Raw genomic sequence first — 16,931 nt, 5'->3', positions numbered from 1 at the left:
GTCGCTTTATTGCATTTTACACATGAGTGCGTGGGGGCAATGATGGTTCTATGACCAGAACCCGGCGCGCCACCATCGCGATGCTCTTTGTGGGACTAGCGATATTCTCCTGCCTCTATACCACGCAGGCCATGCTGCCCACGCTGGTAAAACAGCTGCACATGAGCTCCACGCAGGCGGCACTGACGGTGTCCGCGGCCACGGGGGCGCTGGCGCTGTGCGTGGTCCCGGCGTCGATCGCTTCCGAACGCTACGGGCGCGGGCGAGTGCTCATCATCTCCGCCATCGCCGCGACGGGCGTGGGCCTTATCGTGCCGCTGGCCCAGACGCCGCTGCAGCTCATTGTGCTGCGCGGGCTGCAGGGCGCGCTTCTGGCAGGGGCTCCGGCCACAGCGATGGCCTGGCTTTCTGAGGAGCTGGATTCCAAGGTCCTGCCGCGAGTCATGGGCATTTATATCGCGGGCACCTCCATCGGCGGCCTGAGCGGGCGCCTCATCCCCACAGGCGTCCTGGAATTCTCCACCTGGCGCTGGGCGCTCTTTGCCTCCGCGTGCGTATCGGCGCTCTTCGCCGTGGCCTGCATTCTCTTGCTCCCAGCCCAGCGCAATTTCCACCCCAAGGAGATTCACGTGCGCTCAGAATTGCGCGCGATCTTTGTCCACTGGCATGACCGGCGCCTCGCACCCCTTTTCATCGTGGCTTTCCTTTCCATGGGTGCCTTTGTCTCGCTCTACAACTTCCTCGGTTTCCGGCTCACCGAGCACTTCGGCCTCGCCCCCGCGCTGGCCGGATCGGTATTCTTGTTCTACCTCACCGGCACCTGGGCCTCAGCGCGCGCGGGAAGGCTGGTGAGCCGCCACGGGCATGGAACAACCCTTCTGGCAGCGTGTGTTCTGCTCGCTGTGGGCATCGCCTGCTGCATGGGAGGCATCGTCCTCACGCTTATCGGCATCGTCGCGCTGACCGTAGGCTTCTTCGCCGCCCATTCCACGGCATCGGGGTGGGTGAGCCACCTGGCCACCCACGATCGCGCGGAGGCCTCGAGCATGTACGTCTTCTGCTATTACCTGGGCTCATCCATCTTGGGCGCTGTGGCGGGCGTGCTTTTCGACGCCTTCTCCTGGACCGGCTTCATCCTCTCCTACACCGCGGTGGCTCTGGCGCTGTGCGTGCTCGCCCTGACGATGCGCAAAGAGGCCTAGCCGCGCTCAGTCCTAGCCGCGCAGGGACCTAATCCCCGGCGCGCCGCGATCCATCCACTCGCGCACCACGCGGGTGGCCTGCACGTCACCGGAGTTGTACTCCAGCAGCTTGGCACGGCTTTCTGAATCCCCGGCGAGCGCGGCGCGACGGGCATTGACGGATTCCTCGCCGTCGAAGTCCTCCTGTGCCCAGTGGAAGCCCGCCACGGGCGCGACCTGCTTGAGGCCGAGCCCCATGGTGCCGGCGAAGTTGCGCTTAACGTGCAGGAAGAGGTCCACCCACTCCTGAGAGCCGATGAACTCCTCAACCTGGGCGAGGCTGGGTGAGTCAAAGCGCTGCGCGGACATGCGCATCCAGTGGTTCTCACCGTGGGCGGAATAGCAGTAGGCGGCGAAAGTCTTGCCCTGCGCGTGGGCGCCCGCGCGGATGCCCATGAGCCAATCCCAGAAGCGGGAGAAGTTCTCCGCCTCTGCCTTGCCACCCAGCGGCTCCCAGGTGACGAAGGGATGGTACTCGCCCTCGTACCACGCACCCCATAGGTATGCGCCCTGGTCGAGGTAGGCTTCCATGTCCACGTCGACTTCTACATCAGCGCGTGGCACAGATACCTTTCCGCGCCGCAGCAGCGGGATGCCCTCTCGCCACGCGGCCGCGAGGGCAGAGGTATCTCCCAAGCCGGCATCGATAAGCGCCTGCACCGTGTTGATGCCGCGCTCGCGCAGATCCGCGGCACGATCCCCGGGCAAGAAGAGCGAGATATCGTCGGCGGCACGCAGCTGCGGCTCGCAATACTGCCAGAAGCGACACGACGTGCACTCCTTGAGACGGACCGGCGCGCTGGGAAGCGGCTGCTCCAGCGGGGTATCGACGTCGAAGCGCGAGGTCTCGGTGAAAAAGGCCTGCGTGCGATCCTGCCCGATGATGCCCGCGTGGCCCGAGTATTGGCCTACGTGCTCCAGCCCACGCGCGGTCAGGGCTAGGCGGTAGCCGTCGACGGCGTGGTGGCGGATCTTGAATGGCGCCTCCATGGGCGCGCTCAGCCCCAGCCGGTGGGTGGGGACGACGAGGGTGCTATGGCGCTCGTTGCGCCGGGCCACGCGGTGGTTGGACACGATAACCGGGGTATAACCACCCTCCTCCTTGAGCAGGAGCTCGGCCTTGACCATCCACTCGCGCGTAGAGAAGACCGCGTTGGTGATGTGCGTGTAGCCAGCCGCGATGGCTTCTAAGGTGGCCAGCGAGCGCTCCCAATCATCCCCAACCAAGTCGATGCGGCGAAACCGGCCTGGCGCCTTGGCCGGGAGTGCGGCGAGGACTAGCTCCACGGCCGCGTCGTGGCGCTGCTTGCGTGCGAGCGAGGCGTGGGTGCGCGGGGTATCCGGATGCGCGCGGCGCTGCACGAGCCGGTAGCGACACCCCACCAGGTCCGAGGCTATGAGCACATCCTTCACACCGGGTGAGCATAGTAGAAGGGCAGGGTAATGTTGAATCGAGAATCAACCAACGTGAGGGAATATAGATGAGCATCATCAAGAAACTGCAAGAAGCCCGCGCCCATGCCCGCGCTGAGGCCAAGGCCGCCAAGCTGCGCACCAAGCTCGAGATGAAGGAGGCCTCCAAGTCCCGCATGCGGCAGCAAAAGCTGCTGGCCAGGCAGGAGAAGAACCTGCTCAAGACGGAGCAGAAGGGCCTGAAGACTAGGCGCAAGCACGAGTATAAGATGGCCAAGAATGAGCTCGATCGCCTGCGTCAGGGCCGGCTCAACTCCAGCAATATCAAGCGCTACGCCGGCGCCCTGCGCACAGCAGCGCCCTTGCTCCTGCCTCTCATCTACCGCGCAATAGTGTCCCTGCGCGAGGCCATGGAGCAGCGCCGCGCCCGCCAAGCTGGGGTCAGCGCGGATCAGCTCGCCGCCTTCGCGGGCCACGGCGCTTCTTTGCAGGCCCGCCTAGCCGGAATCCGCAATTCGCTCGAGGGCACGGGTATCCCCGCCGGCTTAAAGCGGGACGCACGCGAGCGCCTCGATGATCTCGAGGCCGCAGTGTCCAACGCCGAGTTCATGACGGATCAGCAGCGCCGCCGCGCGCACAAGGCCATTGAATCCGATATCGACGGCCTCACGGCTGAAATCCAGCAGCGTATCTCGCGCTAGAGCACGCCCTGCTCGCGGGCGGCGGCCACGGCCGAGGTGCGCGAGCGCACGCCCAGCTTGTCATAAATGTGCACGAGGTGGGACTTCACCGTGGCCTCCGAGAGCATGAGCTCTTGGCCAATCTCGCGGTTCGAGGCGCCGCCGGCCACCAGCTTGAGCACTTCTAGCTCGCGCGGGGTCAGAGAGGTACGCGGGGTGCGCACCCTAGTCATGAGCCTGTCCGCCACGATGGGGGAGAGCGCCGAATCACCGTCTGCCGCCGAGCGCACCGCGGCCACCAGCTCGGTGGGCGGGGCATCCTTGAGAAGGTAGCCCACCGCACCGGCCTCGATGGCGCCGAGAATATCGGCGTCGGTATCGTAATTGGTCACCACGAGCACCTTCGGCGGATGCTCCATGCTGGATCGGATCTGGGCCGTAGCCTCAGCACCCCCCATGACGCGGGTTCCTTCGATGCCCGCCCCGAATCGCAGGTCCATGAGTACCACGTCGATTCCGCCGGCCTGAACTACGGAGACGGCAGCTTCAGCGGTCGCTGCTTCGCCGACGACCTCGATGTCTTCCGCCGCCTCTAGGACCGAGCGCAGCCCCAAGCGCACGATCTCGTGGTCATCAGCAAGCAGGACCTTAATCACGGCATTCCTCCTAAAGTCAGTACATCTATCATCCAAAAGTTTAATCTACATTGTTCGCTAAGGGCATACTAACGGAGACCGCCGTGCCGCTACCCGGCGCGGATTCGATGATGACCTTGCCGCCTAGCTCCTCCGCGCGCCTGCTCATCGCCGCCAGCCCGATGTGCCCCAGCCCGGCCGGGCGCGACTCCACCGCCGCCACGTCGAAGCCTTCCCCGTTATCGACCACGTCCATGCGCACCTCGTCCACGCCATAGGTCAGGGTAATTCGCGCGCGCGTTGCCCCCGCATGCTTGACGACGTTGCCCACCGCACCCTGGGCAATCCGCAGCAGCGCCGCCTCCACCTTCATGGGCAGCGCCACCGCCTCGCCCTCCGAGTCGACCTCCACCTGAAAGCTCGAGGTGGAGGCGAAGTTGCGGGCCATGCGCTCTAGGGCGCCCTCGAGGGAGGCGTCGGCAAGCGCGGCAGGCTGCAAAGCGGCGATCATGGCGCGCGCCTCGTGCAGGTTATCCGCCGCCGTGGTGCGCGCAAGCTCGATACGCTCGCGTGCCTTATCAATGCCGGCAGAGTCCGCAGCCGCTCCAGCAGCGCTGCCCTCAGCGCCCTTCCCCTCGGCGCTATCAAGATCGCGGTCTGCGGCGTAGAGCAACATCTGTATCGAGGACAGCCCCTGGGCCACCGTGTCATGAATCTCGTGGGCGATGCGCTGGCGCTCAGCAATCATCCCCGCGTCGCGCTCCGTGGCCGCCAGCTGCGAGCGGGTCTCCATCAACTCCGCATTCATGCGCGCCAGCGCCCGGAAGGCAAAGAAGATGGCCACCGTGACCAGCGCCGACACCGCCGGTCCCATGACACCGCCAAAAGTAACGCCCTTGGGTATCTGGACCGCGACCGAGATGAGCGTGGCCACCACGACGAAGACGGAGCCCACGCCAATGTCTAGAACGTAGAGGTAGAGAAAGAATAGGGCAAAGACCAAGTAGATGGCCGCAGGAGTGACCATCGTATCCGCCACCCAGATGATGCTTAAGATGATGAGCCACAGATACGCTGCCGGCAGCGGCCACGTCTCAACGTAGATGGATCCGCTGATATAGACCACGGCGAAGGCCGCGAGCAACACGAGGTTGAGGACTGCCTGCGCCACCGGCAGGCCCACCGAGGTGAGAATGGCCACCACGAGCAAAGTCGCGGTGAGGATATGAATCCCGTTGCGAAATGCCTCAGTATCGACACTGTGCTGGACTACTCTTGGCTTCATGCGCAAAAGCCTACTTCCCCTCCTCTTGCCCTGTCTCCTCGCCACCACCGTGGCACTCGGCGCATGTTCCCCGCAGCCCCCAGAGAAGAAGGAACCCGCACCCGCGGCGGAGGGCGCCGGAGATCCCGCAGCCTCCGCAGCAACGGACACCGGTGCCGATAGCGCCGATGCAGACAACGCCACCGCAGCCGCGGAGCAAGGGCTACCTGCCACCGAGGGCGCACAAGTCAACGAGTGGACGAGCTGCCCCTACCTGGACTCGCAGTGGGTGGCAGACACCAATGGGCAGCGCCTGACCACGCAGGGAATTGATACCCGCTTCGACCCACCTGCCTGCGTATTCTGGTCCTACCCCGACGCCCCACAGATCACGGTCATCGTGCGGCACATGCCCAGCGTGGAGGAGGCCCGCGCAGTGGTGGACTGGGCGGCGCCCATTGACTCCACCGAGCCCGCCGACTTCGAGGGCTGGACCGGTGGGCGCGGCGTTTTTAGTGATAGCTCGGTCTACGCCGTGCAGAAGGATGACTACGCCGTTGCCGTGTGGACTAACCAGCAACAAACGCTCAAGGCAGAGCTCATTGCCAAAGAGGCAATCAGCAACCTCAAGCTCTAAGCTCTCGGCCCTAGCCTCTAGGCGCTAGCTCTGCGCTGTGCGCTCTAGACTGAGCCTCTCAGACTGCGACGTCGCTATAGGGCATGAGCGTGGATACCCAAGGGAATACCACGTCCATGAGCAGGAAGAACACGCCAACCGCGATGGCCAGCGCCAACAGTGCCTTAACTGGTACGGGACCCGGCAAGAGATTCCACAGCGCGCGATACATTAGTTCTCCTCCAATACGGGCGGGGTTTGCCCCGGCACCTTCGGCTCGTGTGACACTCCCATGGCGTGCACGATCATGCGCTCCGCGTTTGAGAAACGCGGGTGGCAGGTGGTCAGGGTCAACAGCCCCTCGCTCGCGGTCACGTCGGACTCGGGTATCGGCTTGGTTACTCCGATATCACCCGGCACGGTGATATGCCTTCCGACGACGGATTGATACTCCGGCTTAGCCATCTGCTCAGGGCTAAAGCAGTCCGCCGGGGCACCGTCAACGGGAAGCACACGGTAGGTGATCCACTCGTTCTGCGTCTCCACGACAATCGCGTCACAGGTGGACAGGTTATCTAGATCATTAAAAGGTGCGCCCTTGCCCACGCGGTGCCCGGCGACCGCGAAGTTACCTATCTCCCCCGGCATCTGCGAATCGACGTAGCGCCCTGGCCCGCGCAAAAGATCATCCTCGTCCGTGCCTTCCACGATGGCAAAGTTGAAGTCCGAGCCGAAGGCCGGGATATACATGCGCGCAAAGGCCTCACCCATTTCTGGATGCAGCTTGGCACGCGGATTGTGCCATTCCTGCTCGAGGTTCTCCTTAGCGTGCTCTTGGAGTTTATTTGATTCTATGTTGGTCCAATAGGACTCATAAAAAGTAAAAAGCAGGAGAATAACTCCCACCGTAAGCAGCAATTCCCCCACAACGTGACTGAAACTCACCGGGGATTCTTTCATGGAGTTTAGCTTAATAGATGTAAGGTAGTAAGGCCCCATCAGCCTGCAAAAGGAAGCTCATGCTCACTATTTTCATGTACCCGGTATCCGGCATCATGAAGCTCTGGCACCTGCTCATTGCGAACCTCGTCGATGATTCGGTGGGATGGCTGATCTCCATTGTCTTGCTCGTGCTCACAGTCCGGGGGCTCATCGCGCCCCTGAACTGGATTTCGGTGCGCTCGGCCCGCCTGGCTGTGCTCATGCGCCCGCGCAACCGCGACATCGACCAGCGCATCGAGAAGGCCACCACCGCTGAGGAGATGGCGGCGCTGATGCGCGAGCGCGAGGAACTAGCTAAGGAATTTGGCTATCGCCCGGCTGCAGGCTGCGTCCCGCCGCTCATCATGATTCCGGTGTTCATTGGCTTGTACCAGGTCCTTCTGCGGATGGCCCGAGTTAATATGCACGTTGATTCCATTGGGCTGCTCAACCCGCAGGACATTGCCTCTTTCCGCGCATCAACGTTTCTTGGTGTCCCCATTACGGACTTCGCCCGTGACCACTTCTCCTTGATCACCCCGCTGCTTATCGCGGCCATCGCATTCACCGTGATCAATACCGGCATCTCTATCTTCCGCGGTTTTCTCACCACCCAATTTGATCAGAAGGCGAATCGACGGATCTTCTGGTTCATGCTCGCCGTCTTGTTCTTCGTGCCCTGGCTGCTGTGGCACGTGGCCCAGACCGGCCCGATTCCGGTGGCGATCATCTTCTACTGGGGCTGTGCCTACTTGTTCTCGCTCGTGCAGACCATCGTCTTCGAGCTCATCATGCTCAAGCGTTACCCTTTGCCCGATCTGGTGCACGAGCTGCGCCGTGAGAGCATCACTCGCTGGCGCAACAAGGAAAGCACGCCGAAGTTGAGCCGCGAGCAAAAGAAGGAAAAGGCCCTCTTACAGGTCGAGGCGCGCAAGATACTGCGAGAGGCAAAGACCGCGGCTAAGCAGGAGACTAAGACAGAGGTTCAGACAGAGCCTAAATTGAATAATCCGCCGGAGGAGCCGAAAGCATCTGATTAGCTAGGTCGCGGGCAGTGCGCAGCGGGGCGACGTCCCTTTCAACTCGGGCGCCGGCCATCCCTCCGTCGAGGAAGATGAGCATCTGGCTGGCCTGGGAGGATGAAGGATAGCCGTTTTTCGCCGTTAAGAGCGCAGTCATGGTGGAGTGGACCCAGTTGCGGTGCGCCAGACAGGCGTCGACGATTCCACGCTCCGAATCCGTTTCCGGGCGCGGGTACTCACCGGCTGCGTTGAGGAAGTGGGAGCCGCGGAACTCCATCTGTGGCTGTTCTTCGATGGCCTTGTCAAAGAAGGCGAGAAGCTTCTGCTCGGGGTCCATCATCCGCGCGGTGCGCTCTTCCCAGTCCTTGCGGTACTTCTCATCCAGGTTCTCGACATAGGCGATGACGAGGGAATCCTTAGAACCAAACAGGGAGTAGAGCGAAGCTTTCGCAACATCGGCCTCGCGGAGGATACGGTCAATTCCAATGACACGAATACCCTCGGTGCTAAAAAGATTAGTCGCCGACTCAAGGAGGCGGCTGCGGGGGCTGGGACGGTTACGGCGCGACTTCTTCTCAGGCACGGACATCACACTCCTAAAACGACAAAACCGATTCATCTACACAATATAGACAAACCGGTATGTACGCTAATTTACTGCTTAGCCTTGCCCTTTACTAGGCCGACTAGCCAGAGCAGGATACAGGCGCCGATGGTGGCCGTGATGATCATCAGGATCCAGCTGTTTCCAGTCGAACCATTAAGAAAGCCGAGCAGTCCGCCGCCGATAATGCCGCCGATAACACCCACTATCAAGTTAGTAACGAGGCCTTGATCGCGCTTCATAATCTTACCTGCGAGCCAGCCAGCAATGAGGCCAACAACAATTGAGCCAACGAATCCGAGGCCTAGTCCCATAATGCTTACTCCTTCGCTTAGGTTTTCTTTCTACCCTCTCCATGGTGTCACCATCATGGAGAAATGGCTAGGGCGCCCAGCCTTTGTTACTGGACGCCCACCGAAACGTTAGCGAATGGTTACTTCGAATCGGGACGAACAACCATCATGGGGCAGGGAGCCGCCTGCAACAGCGCGCGGGAGGTGGAGCCCAAGAGCATTCCCTTGAAGCCGCCCCGGCCGTGGGAACCCACGACCAAGAGCTGGGCGCCTTCAGCAGCGTCAGCCAAGGCGCGTACCGGGCGATCGCGGGCGATGATCTTCTTCACCTTGACCTCAGGGTACTTCTCCTGGAACTCGCTCAAGCGGCTGGTGAGCAACTCACCCTGCTCGCGCTCGATCTCCGCCCACTCGGCCTGTGCGGCGGCGAGGCCAGCCAACGATGCCTGTACCTGCATATCCATCCAGGTGTGCACGGCGATGAGCTCGGCACCGCGCGCCTGCGCCTCACGGAAAGCATAATCCGTGGCCTTGTGGGAGACCTCGGAGCCATCCACGCCGACGACGACGGGGCCGTACTTGGTGGATTCGGTCACGGGGTTGTCCTCACGGACAACGACTACCGGGCAAGAAGCATGAGCCACGACGGATGCGGAAACAGAACCCATCACCATGCCGGATAGGCCGCCCATGCCGCGGGAACCCATAACAATCATGGTGACGTCCTTGGACATCTCCAGCAACATGTCAATAGGGGAACCCTCAGCCACGGTGTGACCAATCTTGATCTCAGGGGCGATCTCGTGAGCTACGGCGCGAGCCTCATCGATCTTTTCCAGAGTTTCCGCCTGCAAGTCATCAAAAAGCTCCTTGGGCGGAACCATGCCCTCCGCATAAAGGAACTGCGGCATGGTGTAGCTCGCGGCGATGCGCAGCGGGATACCGCGCTTGAGGGCGGTATTAGCCGCCCAACGAACAGCATTCTTTGAAGCGTCAGAGCCATCTACAGCAACGACGACGATGTCTTCCTTAGCCATGATATGTCCTTTCAGGTGATTATACCATTTAGTCTAGTACGTACTAGCCTACGGTGTCAGGGGTAGCGGCGTCCGCATTAGAGGGGAAAAGCACACTGTAGAAGAACTCCAAAATTGAGAAAATCACAGCACCGATACCATCAGAGAAAAACGCCACCAACGGCGTGAGAAGAGAGTCAAGATCCATGGGGCGTAGCTTAATACACATGCGAAAGGACTTCAGGCCTTTGCCTATTAAGGATGGCCTCAACCCCACTCGCGTGCGTACACCCGTGGCCGGCCTTAACGCCTGGGACTTCCTCGATGGCGTCATTTCCACCCAGCGTCACCGCCACCCTAGCGACGATGCTGCGGCCCTGCACGCCCGCTTCGCCGCGGGCGAAGTGGTCTTGCGTGACACGACCGTGCTGCGCCCCAATTCCATCCTGCCGCAGGGCGCTGACGTTTACTTTTATCGCATGCCCGCCCCGGAAACCCCCGTCCCCTACGACATCCCCGTGGTCTTTGAGGACGAGGACATCCTCGTCGTCGACAAGCCGCCGTTTATGGCCACGATGCCCCGTGCGCGCCACATCGTGCAGACCGCCACGGTTCAGCTCCGGCGCAGCACCGGCAACAATGAGCTCTCGCCCGCACACCGCCTAGACCGCCTAACCTCCGGGATTTTGCTTTTTACCAAAAGGCGCGAAGTTCGCGGCGCCTATCAGACGCTTTTTGCCGCGCGCCAGGTCCAGAAAACCTATGAGGCGATAGCCGCCCTTTCCCCCTTCTCCACCCCCGTGCAGTGGCACTCGCACATGACCAAAACCCCGGGCGAAATCCAGGGCCGGCTTGGCGAAGGCCCTCCCAACGCCCACACCACCCTCCTCGATGTGGCACCGCTGGGCTCAGAAGAGACGGCCGCCTATGAAAGCGTGCACGGACCCCAACCGCCGCTCGGGCGCTACCGCCTACAGCCTCACACCGGCAAAACGCATCAACTGCGCCTGCACATGTGGGAGTCGGGAGTGCCCATCTTGGGCGACCCCGTCTACCCAGTTATTTTCCCCGCCGAGGCCGAGGACATGAACGTGCCCATGCATCTGAGCTCTGTGCGCCTCGAGTTCATTGACCCGCTCTCGGGGAAAGCACGAGACTTTCACTCCCGGCGAAAGCTCATGGCCTAAGACTCCCTCGTGGGGATAAGGTGTTCGTCCATTCTCAGCAGCTGTACCCGGAGCACAACTGGTGTTCGCCGCACACCGCGGCTGTTTTAGGCGGGAGGTTTCGAGCCCGTTGATTACCGGCTTCGTCTGCGTTATCCCCGTTTCATCCTGGCAGGAGAAGGTAGACCAGCGCAAGGAATCCCTTGGAACGCGCCCACCTATGAGCGTGCGGGCTACAAGGTCCGCTCCAGCTGAATCCGCGGCCCTGAATACCCAGATGCACGGATATGCGCGGTGATTTCGGGGGCGTCGGTGATGATCTGCGCAGCCCGTGCGCCCCTGGCGGCCCCATGCACATGCGCCCAAGTCAGCATCGGGGACACGAGGGCCGCATCGGTCACCGCGAGATTGGCGATGTTGAGGCGCGTGGCGCCGCCATCATCTAATCCGGGCATGATCGTTAGCTGCATGGTGCCTACGATCGCATCGTCCTCATCGCGCACAACAGCGAGATAGTTCGCGGCGTTGATGTCCATGACATGAAAAGCGGATTCATAATCGTGCAGTGGTGCCGGGTTCGGCGTGAGCAATGCGATGATGGCGGGCAAATCCTCCCGGGCGGCACGCTGCACGCGGTATTTCCGCGCCCCTAGGCTAAACTGTGAGCCCGCGGAGCGACGGGCGGTGTCCTGCATGAGTCCAACCAAGTCGTCGAGCCAGGAACCCACATTCTCCCGTGCCTCAAGGGTGTCGGGGTAGCGGCAGCGCAGGTGGGCACCGGTGTCATCGATAATGAACCAGACCATCACACCGTCAGTGCGCATGGCTGCACTGACGTACTGCGCCTCAAGCCCGATATCGTCAATACTTACCGGCAGGCGTCGTAGATCCAACCAGGATACGGCGAACATCCCCGGGGTATCAGGCATACCATCCCAGGGTGCGAGCACATCCTCAAGCGGCCAGGCCCCCAGCCGAATCGCCTCTTTCACGGCGTCAGCGGCATCGCCGGGTTCTGAGGAGTTGACCTCGAGAATCGAGTTGGTGATGAACCACCCCACGGAGTCGTGCCACTCCCGGTCAAAGCGGCTGTGCACCGGAAACAGCGCGCGCAGCGGGGTGCTGACGCGTTCCCTCGTCACCGCGGCCATGAGCGAGATGGTCAGTGCGAGGGTGGACACACCAAGTAAGCGTGCATGGGCGGCAAAGGTGGCGATGTCATCGACGGTGAACACCTCACGAACCTCCACCCGCTCCGGGTGGTGTCCGGGCTCGCCAAGTGGAAGCGGGAACCGTGGCATGACGCCACCCCCGGCGTCAATAATGTCGCGCCAGCGCTGCCGGATCGATTCCGGCGCGGGTTCGCGGTTCCTCAGAAGCCGGGTGTGCTCGGCAAAGGGCGGCGGGGTGGTCGCAGGCAGCTCCGTGCCATTCAACTCGGCGAGCAGGTCGCGGACGAGGACTAGCATGGACCACATATCCACGTGGGAGTGATCGCTAGCGATGACCAGAGTAGGGCGTTGAGCCGTCTCCGTAATGCACAGGAGGTATGAGGGACGACCGAAGGACACACAGTGAGTATCCAGAACCTCGCGGAATAAATCACGCATGGACTGCCCCGGTCGGGCCACATGTTGAGTCCACTCACCGCCGGTGACCTCGGTGTCAAGGAGGATCAGCTCTCCGTCTGGACCATGGTCGAAGACCGTGCGCAGGGTTCCGTGCCGTTCAATGACCGCGCGCCACGCCTCGGCAAGCCGGTCTCGGTCCACCGGTGCGGGCAAGCGCATACTCATGGCCATCCAGCTTCCCGGACGGTTACCGGCCGAGACATGTCTGGCCTGATCAAAGGAGACGGGAGATCTCGTCCCCGTCGGCTCCACCGTCACCTGGTAGCTGCGCAGCGGGCCGAAAGGTAGCCTTAAGTGGGTGACGTGGGTGAGCCTCATGGCGGTATCCTAACGCAGAAGCAGTGCCATCGAAGATGTTAGGAGAGATCCCATGTCGACGTTTTCCCTTCCCGGTGCCAGGCTCGCCACTTACTTCAGTGATGAGCATGGGCATCCCGTTGTTCAGCTCCATGGGCTCACCTCCAGCAGGGAGCGCGACCGCCTGCTCGACCTCGATCTCGGGCGGGGGCTCAGTGGCACGAGGCTGCTGCGTTACGACGCCCGGGGCCACGGGCAGTCCACGGGCGGGATGGACCCGGAGGACTACACGTGGCCGCAGCTGGCCACCGACCTTCTCGCTCTCCTCGATGCCTTCTTTCCCGGCGAACAGGTCCACGGTGTGGGGCCCTCAATGGGCTGCGCCACCCTCCTACACGCCGCCGTGCGTGATCCGGGCAGATTCAGCGGGCTGACTCTCATGCTCCCACCGACGGCGTGGGAAACCCGCACTGCCCAGGCCGCTGACTACGAGGCTAGGGCCCGGTTCATCGAGGAGCAGGGGATGGAAAGATTCCTCCAAGCAGATGCGATGGCCGCGCCTCCGCCCGCCACCGTCGGACGTCCTGCGACCGTGCCCGACATCTCTGCGGAACTTCTCGTCTCCGCCTACCGCGGCGCGGCTCGGAGCAACCTTCCGACACGGGAGGATCTCACCACGCTGACCATGCCCGTGACCATCCTGTGCTGGACCGACGATCCGGGGCACCCGGTGTCGACAGCGATTGATTTGGCCACCATCTTCCCCATGGCGCGGCTGTATATAGCGACCGCACCGCAGGAGGTCGCACGGTGGCCCGAGGTCCTCGCGGAGGACGTGGTGAGGGACACTAATATGGTCGCTCCACCACACCTGTGACCTCGGTGAATGTCAGGGGACAGATTAAATTGCACGTTTAGGGCCACGTAATTTACACGGCCTAGGCATTCTTTTACCGTCTTGTTTCTAGGTCTGAAATGCAAATCCGGCAGCCACTGTTCTCAGAACAGAAACTGCCGGATTTATCCACCATGTCGCGACTCATATGTCAACGATGACGCGACTGAGGACACTGGTGGAGCATAGGGGAATCGAACCCCTGACCTTTGCATTGCGAACGCAACGCTCTACCAACTGAGCTAATGCCCCAATGAGAAAAAGGGTACTCTCATTGCCTAAACAATGAAAATCACGGTGGCGGTGACGGAGACGTCGCCAAGCATGCCGAGAACTGAGGCATACGTGGCTGTTCCTGCTTCGAAGACTGAGCTATTGGCGGCGATAGACAAGACCTTCACACGTCTTGAGGACGACCTCGACCGAGTTCCCTTCAGCGCGACACGAGAGTTGGTGCTTGAGGGCCACGTGAAGGGCACCCGGATGAGCCCAGCGGATCTGCTGGCATACCTGATTGGCTGGAACGAACAGGTTCTTACGTGGCATAGGCGCCGGGCCGAGGGGCTTTCGGATGAGCTTCCTGCCCCGGGCATCAAATGGAACCAGCTAGGGGTGCTTGCGCAACGCTTCTACCAGGAGCATGAGGGCGACACATGGGAGGAACTACGCGGGCAATTGCGTGATCTAAAAGGACGCATTGTCTCCTTGATCGAGGGATATTCTGACACCGAGTTATACGCCCAACCTTGGTACGGCAAGTGGACGATGGGACGCATGATCTCCCTCAATACCTCCTCGCCCTATAGAAATGCTCGGGGCCGCATCCGGGCCTGGTTGCGCACCCTGTAGCGAGGTGTGCCGCTGGCACCCGCATCGGTGCGCCTAAGGGCCCAACGGGCCGGCTTTGCCCGCTGCTATTTTGAGCAGCTCCTGATGGACGGCGTGGGCAGTGCGCAGGAGCAGCCCGCCGGTGTCTTCCTTGTGCGCGCGCAAGCGTGAGGTGGGACCGGATACGTTGATGGCGCCGACGATGGCGCCGAAGGAATCGCGCACTGGGACGCCGATGGAGGTCAAGCCGATCTCTACTTCCTCGGAAGCCACGGAGTAGCCGCGTTCGCGTTCATTGCGTAGCCGCTCGAGCAGCGTGGAAAGATCACCTGGGGTGCGCGTTCCGTATTCGGATCGCCCGATGTCGCGACGGGTAAGAAAGTCGACCTCCTCATCAGCAGAATCGAAAAGGAGAGCGCGCCCGGAAGCGGTGCAATGCAAGGGCGAGCGACGCCCCACCCATCCACCGGCTTGGAGCGATTGGTGGGACTCCTCCCGCAGGATCGTCAGGGATTGTGTTGACTCTTGGACGGACAGTAGCGCCCCCTCGCCGGTATATGCCACGAGCTTGCGCAAGGCCGGCACGCACACGCGAGCCAGGACGTTATTGCCCGCTGAACCCGCGAGGACCCGCAGGCCCCAAGCCAGGGTATAGCGTTTGCTCTGGGGATCTTGGACCACCAATCCGCCTTGTTCCATGGATTTGAGCATGCGCGAGACCTGGGTCTTTTCCCGCCCCACCGCGCGCGCCAGTTCGGATACTGAGCGCGGTTCGCCGTTGGCTTTGAAAGCAAAAAGTAGTGCGGCTACCCGCTCCGCAACAGCCATAACAGGGCTCCTTTTTGTTGCATTTTAAGCAACTATTTAGGCCGGCATTCCCTATCAGGCCTTGTGAAGGAAAATTACCGGTGCAATTTAAGCAGCCGGTATTGCAATTATAAACCTAGCGGCCTTATCAGTTTTTTGTAAGCTGAGTCACTTCCAGACAAGAGAGCAAGTCATGACACCGGAATCAGCAACGCTTAACACTGAGCCCGAAGAACAGCTATACGGCAAGCAGACGGAACTAGGCGCATCCAACTTCCCCTCCGAATCCCGCCGGCCTATGAAGATATTCCGCTCAATCGGTTCCACTATCGCATTGCCATAGCCGGCGCCGGTGGTCAGTTCAGTGACGGCTTCGTTCTCGGCATCGTCGGCATCGTCATCTCCTCGGCCACCACCGCCCTGGGGCTCACGCCGCTGTAGGTGGGGCTCCTTGGCGCCGCGACACTGACCGGACTCTTCGTCGGCGCATTGATTACCGGCCCCATCGCGGATCACATTGGCCGCAGCCTCGTCTTCCGCTTCGACATGCTCTTCATTGCCTGCCTGTCGCTCTCCCAATTCTTCGTGGAGGAAGCCTGGCACCTACTGGTTACGCGCCTGCTTATCGGTTTAGTACTCGGCGCCGACTACGTGGTGAGCAAGACCCTCGTCACTGAGCACGCCCCGCGCCACTTCCGCGGCCGCCTCTTAAGCTTCCTCGCGGTGGCTTGGGCTGCGGGCTACGTCTTTGCCTAACTTGTGGGCTTCGCACTCCACGACATCGGCGACGACGCCTGGCGCTACATGCTCCTCGCCAGCGCCATCCCCGAGCTCATTGTCTTCGCCTTCCGCGTCGGTATTCCCGAGTCTCCGCTCTGGCTCATGCGCCGCGGCCTCACCGACCGCGCCCGCACCATTGTTGATAGAACCGCCGGCAAAGACATCCCCCTGCCCCCGACTTCCGGCACCGAACAGCCTCGCGCTGGGAACCTTCTCCCCGCTGGTGATGGAGTCCCTGGGCGTCACCAATAAACTCGCCGCGGGCGCCTTGTACAACGTCTTCCTACTCACCGGCGCCATCATCGGCATGGTGATCATCGACCCCTTCCGTGCCGCGTATTCCTCATCTACAGCTTCTTCATCGGGGCGGTCGCGCTGTTCGCGTCCTTCGCACTGGTGCTCGCCGCGGCCGCAAACCTCGAGTTCATCTATCCCCCAGAGCTCTTCCCCACCGATGTCCGCGCCTCGGGCCTGGGCCTGGTGACCGCCGGCAGCCGCATCGGCTCCGCAATCAGCACCTTCCTCCTGCCCATCATCGTCTCTGGCTTCGGCGTCAACACAGTTCTCTTCGGTTGCGTTGGTGTCCTCGTCATCGGCGGCCTCGCCTGCTGGCGTTGGGCGCCGGAGACCCGCCGGCGCTCCTTCGTCGAGCAAGACGCAGATCTCCCGGCACCGGCCCCAGTATCCAGCGAATAAGTAGTACCCCAAGATCACTGAAGCACTCCCTGGAACAGCATTCTTGCTGTTCCAGGGAGTGCTTCA

General features: G+C 61.8%; 18 protein-coding genes, 1 tRNA gene and 1 pseudogene. 9 read left to right on the top strand and 11 right to left on the bottom strand.

Translation table 11 applies throughout. The annotated features are described in order from the left end of the window. Positions 1-50: 50 nt before the first annotated feature. A complete protein-coding gene (locus B2696_RS01645; RefSeq protein WP_075730724.1) occupies positions 51-1,202 on the top strand; it encodes an MFS transporter in 1,152 nt (383 codons plus the stop codon). A 12-nt stretch (positions 1,203-1,214) separates the two neighbouring features. On the opposite strand, the gene B2696_RS01640 is transcribed toward B2696_RS01645, so the two are convergent. Beyond that, complete coding sequence (locus B2696_RS01640; RefSeq protein WP_286953634.1) at positions 1,215-2,654, bottom strand: TM0106 family RecB-like putative nuclease; 1,440 nt, start codon at positions 2,652-2,654, stop codon at positions 1,215-1,217. Between the two features lie 68 nt (positions 2,655-2,722). Between B2696_RS01640 and B2696_RS01635 the strand changes: the two genes are divergently transcribed. Further along, entirely contained in the window at positions 2,723-3,355 is a 633-nt protein-coding gene (locus B2696_RS01635) for a DUF6474 family protein (RefSeq protein WP_276621850.1), read from the top strand. On the opposite strand, the gene B2696_RS01630 is transcribed toward B2696_RS01635, so the two are convergent. Further along, positions 3,352-3,990, bottom strand: a complete 639-nt coding sequence (locus B2696_RS01630; RefSeq protein ID WP_075730726.1) for a response regulator — start codon at positions 3,988-3,990, stop codon at positions 3,352-3,354. The two genes, B2696_RS01635 and B2696_RS01630, sit on opposite strands and share 4 nt — an antisense overlap. Before the next feature lie 40 nt (positions 3,991-4,030). Then, positions 4,031-5,254 (bottom strand): sensor histidine kinase, encoded by a 1,224-nt coding sequence (locus tag B2696_RS01625; RefSeq protein ID WP_286953629.1) that lies wholly within the window; start codon positions 5,252-5,254, stop codon positions 4,031-4,033. Here B2696_RS01625 and B2696_RS01620 point away from each other — a divergent pair. Continuing rightward, positions 5,253-5,870 carry a DUF2020 domain-containing protein gene (locus B2696_RS01620; protein ID WP_286953627.1) on the top strand — a complete coding sequence of 206 codons (618 nt, stop codon included), beginning with the start codon at positions 5,253-5,255 and terminating at the stop codon, positions 5,868-5,870. The genes B2696_RS01625 and B2696_RS01620 overlap by 2 nt on opposite strands. A gap of 58 nt (positions 5,871-5,928) precedes the next feature. Here B2696_RS01620 and B2696_RS01615 read toward each other — a convergent pair whose 3' ends face one another. Both B2696_RS01615 and B2696_RS01610 read right to left on the bottom strand, forming a co-directional pair. Beyond that, entirely contained in the window at positions 5,929-6,081 is a 153-nt protein-coding gene (locus tag B2696_RS01615) for a hypothetical protein (RefSeq protein ID WP_170216856.1), read from the bottom strand. Continuing rightward, the gene (locus B2696_RS01610) at positions 6,081-6,809 is read right to left on the bottom strand and encodes a class E sortase (RefSeq protein WP_286953624.1); all 729 of its coding nucleotides are present in this window, start codon (positions 6,807-6,809) and stop codon (positions 6,081-6,083) included. The genes B2696_RS01615 and B2696_RS01610 overlap by 1 nt, the downstream gene beginning before the upstream one ends. 59 nt (positions 6,810-6,868) lie before the next feature. On the opposite strand from B2696_RS01610, the gene yidC reads away from it, so the two are divergent. Continuing rightward, positions 6,869-7,870 (top strand): membrane protein insertase YidC, encoded by a 1,002-nt coding sequence (gene yidC, locus B2696_RS01605; RefSeq protein WP_075730730.1) that lies wholly within the window; start codon positions 6,869-6,871, stop codon positions 7,868-7,870. Here yidC and B2696_RS01600 read toward each other — a convergent pair. The 3 genes from B2696_RS01600 to B2696_RS01590 form a co-directional block, all read right to left on the bottom strand. Further along, entirely contained in the window at positions 7,827-8,435 is a 609-nt protein-coding gene (locus B2696_RS01600; protein ID WP_075731359.1) for a TetR/AcrR family transcriptional regulator, read from the bottom strand. The two genes, yidC and B2696_RS01600, sit on opposite strands and share 44 nt — an antisense overlap. Positions 8,436-8,506: 71 nt before the next feature. Beyond that, positions 8,507-8,770, bottom strand: a complete 264-nt coding sequence (locus B2696_RS01595) for a GlsB/YeaQ/YmgE family stress response membrane protein (RefSeq protein WP_075730731.1) — start codon at positions 8,768-8,770, stop codon at positions 8,507-8,509. 119 nt (positions 8,771-8,889) lie between these two features. Further along, positions 8,890-9,786, bottom strand: a complete 897-nt coding sequence (locus tag B2696_RS01590; RefSeq protein WP_075730732.1) for a universal stress protein — start codon at positions 9,784-9,786, stop codon at positions 8,890-8,892. Positions 9,787-9,908: 122 nt separating this feature from the next. Between B2696_RS01590 and B2696_RS01585 the strand changes: the two genes are divergently transcribed. Continuing rightward, positions 9,909-10,952, top strand: a complete 1,044-nt coding sequence (locus B2696_RS01585; RefSeq protein ID WP_376778885.1) for a pseudouridine synthase — start codon at positions 9,909-9,911, stop codon at positions 10,950-10,952. A 212-nt stretch (positions 10,953-11,164) separates the two neighbouring features. Here B2696_RS01585 and B2696_RS01580 read toward each other — a convergent pair whose 3' ends face one another. After that, the gene (locus tag B2696_RS01580) at positions 11,165-12,880 is read right to left on the bottom strand and encodes a condensation domain-containing protein (RefSeq protein WP_286953614.1); all 1,716 of its coding nucleotides are present in this window, start codon (positions 12,878-12,880) and stop codon (positions 11,165-11,167) included. A 52-nt stretch (positions 12,881-12,932) separates the two neighbouring features. Between B2696_RS01580 and B2696_RS01575 the strand changes: the two genes are divergently transcribed. Continuing rightward, a complete protein-coding gene (locus B2696_RS01575) occupies positions 12,933-13,736 on the top strand; it encodes an alpha/beta fold hydrolase (protein WP_286953613.1) in 804 nt (267 codons plus the stop codon). Positions 13,737-13,930: 194 nt separating this feature from the next. On the opposite strand, the gene B2696_RS01570 is transcribed toward B2696_RS01575, so the two are convergent. Next, positions 13,931-14,006: transfer RNA gene (locus B2696_RS01570), tRNA-Ala, on the bottom strand. Positions 14,007-14,078: 72 nt separating this feature from the next. On the opposite strand from B2696_RS01570, the gene B2696_RS01565 reads away from it, so the two are divergent. Beyond that, positions 14,079-14,603 carry a ClbS/DfsB family four-helix bundle protein gene (locus tag B2696_RS01565; RefSeq protein WP_286953612.1) on the top strand — a complete coding sequence of 175 codons (525 nt, stop codon included), beginning with the start codon at positions 14,079-14,081 and terminating at the stop codon, positions 14,601-14,603. 33 nt (positions 14,604-14,636) lie between these two features. Here B2696_RS01565 and B2696_RS01560 read toward each other — a convergent pair whose 3' ends face one another. Then, entirely contained in the window at positions 14,637-15,410 is a 774-nt protein-coding gene (locus tag B2696_RS01560; protein ID WP_286953610.1) for an IclR family transcriptional regulator, read from the bottom strand. 420 nt (positions 15,411-15,830) lie between these two features. Between B2696_RS01560 and B2696_RS01555 the strand changes: the two are divergent. Together B2696_RS01555 and B2696_RS01550 are read left to right on the top strand one after the other, a co-directional pair. Next, positions 15,831-16,421 (top strand): annotated as a pseudogene (locus tag B2696_RS01555) (MFS transporter). A 93-nt stretch (positions 16,422-16,514) separates the two neighbouring features. Further along, the gene (locus B2696_RS01550; RefSeq protein ID WP_312955505.1) at positions 16,515-16,865 is read left to right on the top strand and encodes an MFS transporter; all 351 of its coding nucleotides are present in this window, start codon (positions 16,515-16,517) and stop codon (positions 16,863-16,865) included. Positions 16,866-16,931 lie beyond the last annotated feature (66 nt).

The organism is Corynebacterium sp. UBA4397 (genome assembly GCF_002390965.1).
Lineage (GTDB): Bacteria > Actinomycetota > Actinomycetes > Mycobacteriales > Mycobacteriaceae > Corynebacterium > Corynebacterium flavescens.
This window is presented reverse-complemented; position numbering and strand designations above follow the sequence as displayed.

Excerpts from the sequence above, each read along its gene's own strand:
- yidC (WP_075730730.1), top strand. The coding sequence starts at position 6,869 with ATGCTCACTATTTTCATGTACCCGGTATCCGGCATCATGAAGCTCTGG.
- B2696_RS01565 (WP_286953612.1), top strand. The coding sequence starts at position 14,079 with ATGCCGAGAACTGAGGCATACGTGGCTGTTCCTGCTTCGAAGACTGAG.
- B2696_RS01620 (WP_286953627.1), top strand. The coding sequence starts at position 5,253 with ATGCGCAAAAGCCTACTTCCCCTCCTCTTGCCCTGTCTCCTCGCCACC.
- B2696_RS01575 (WP_286953613.1), top strand. The coding sequence starts at position 12,933 with ATGTCGACGTTTTCCCTTCCCGGTGCCAGGCTCGCCACTTACTTCAGT.
- B2696_RS01560 (WP_286953610.1), bottom strand. The coding sequence starts at position 15,410 with ATGGCTGTTGCGGAGCGGGTAGCCGCACTACTTTTTGCTTTCAAAGCC.
- B2696_RS01595 (WP_075730731.1), bottom strand. The coding sequence starts at position 8,770 with ATGGGACTAGGCCTCGGATTCGTTGGCTCAATTGTTGTTGGCCTCATT.
- B2696_RS01610 (WP_286953624.1), bottom strand. The coding sequence starts at position 6,809 with ATGAAAGAATCCCCGGTGAGTTTCAGTCACGTTGTGGGGGAATTGCTG.
- B2696_RS01615 (WP_170216856.1), bottom strand. The coding sequence starts at position 6,081 with ATGTATCGCGCGCTGTGGAATCTCTTGCCGGGTCCCGTACCAGTTAAG.
- B2696_RS01590 (WP_075730732.1), bottom strand. The coding sequence starts at position 9,786 with ATGGCTAAGGAAGACATCGTCGTCGTTGCTGTAGATGGCTCTGACGCT.
- B2696_RS01635 (WP_276621850.1), top strand. The coding sequence starts at position 2,723 with ATGAGCATCATCAAGAAACTGCAAGAAGCCCGCGCCCATGCCCGCGCT.
- B2696_RS01580 (WP_286953614.1), bottom strand. The coding sequence starts at position 12,880 with ATGAGGCTCACCCACGTCACCCACTTAAGGCTACCTTTCGGCCCGCTG.
- B2696_RS01625 (WP_286953629.1), bottom strand. The coding sequence starts at position 5,254 with ATGAAGCCAAGAGTAGTCCAGCACAGTGTCGATACTGAGGCATTTCGC.
- B2696_RS01645 (WP_075730724.1), top strand. The coding sequence starts at position 51 with ATGACCAGAACCCGGCGCGCCACCATCGCGATGCTCTTTGTGGGACTA.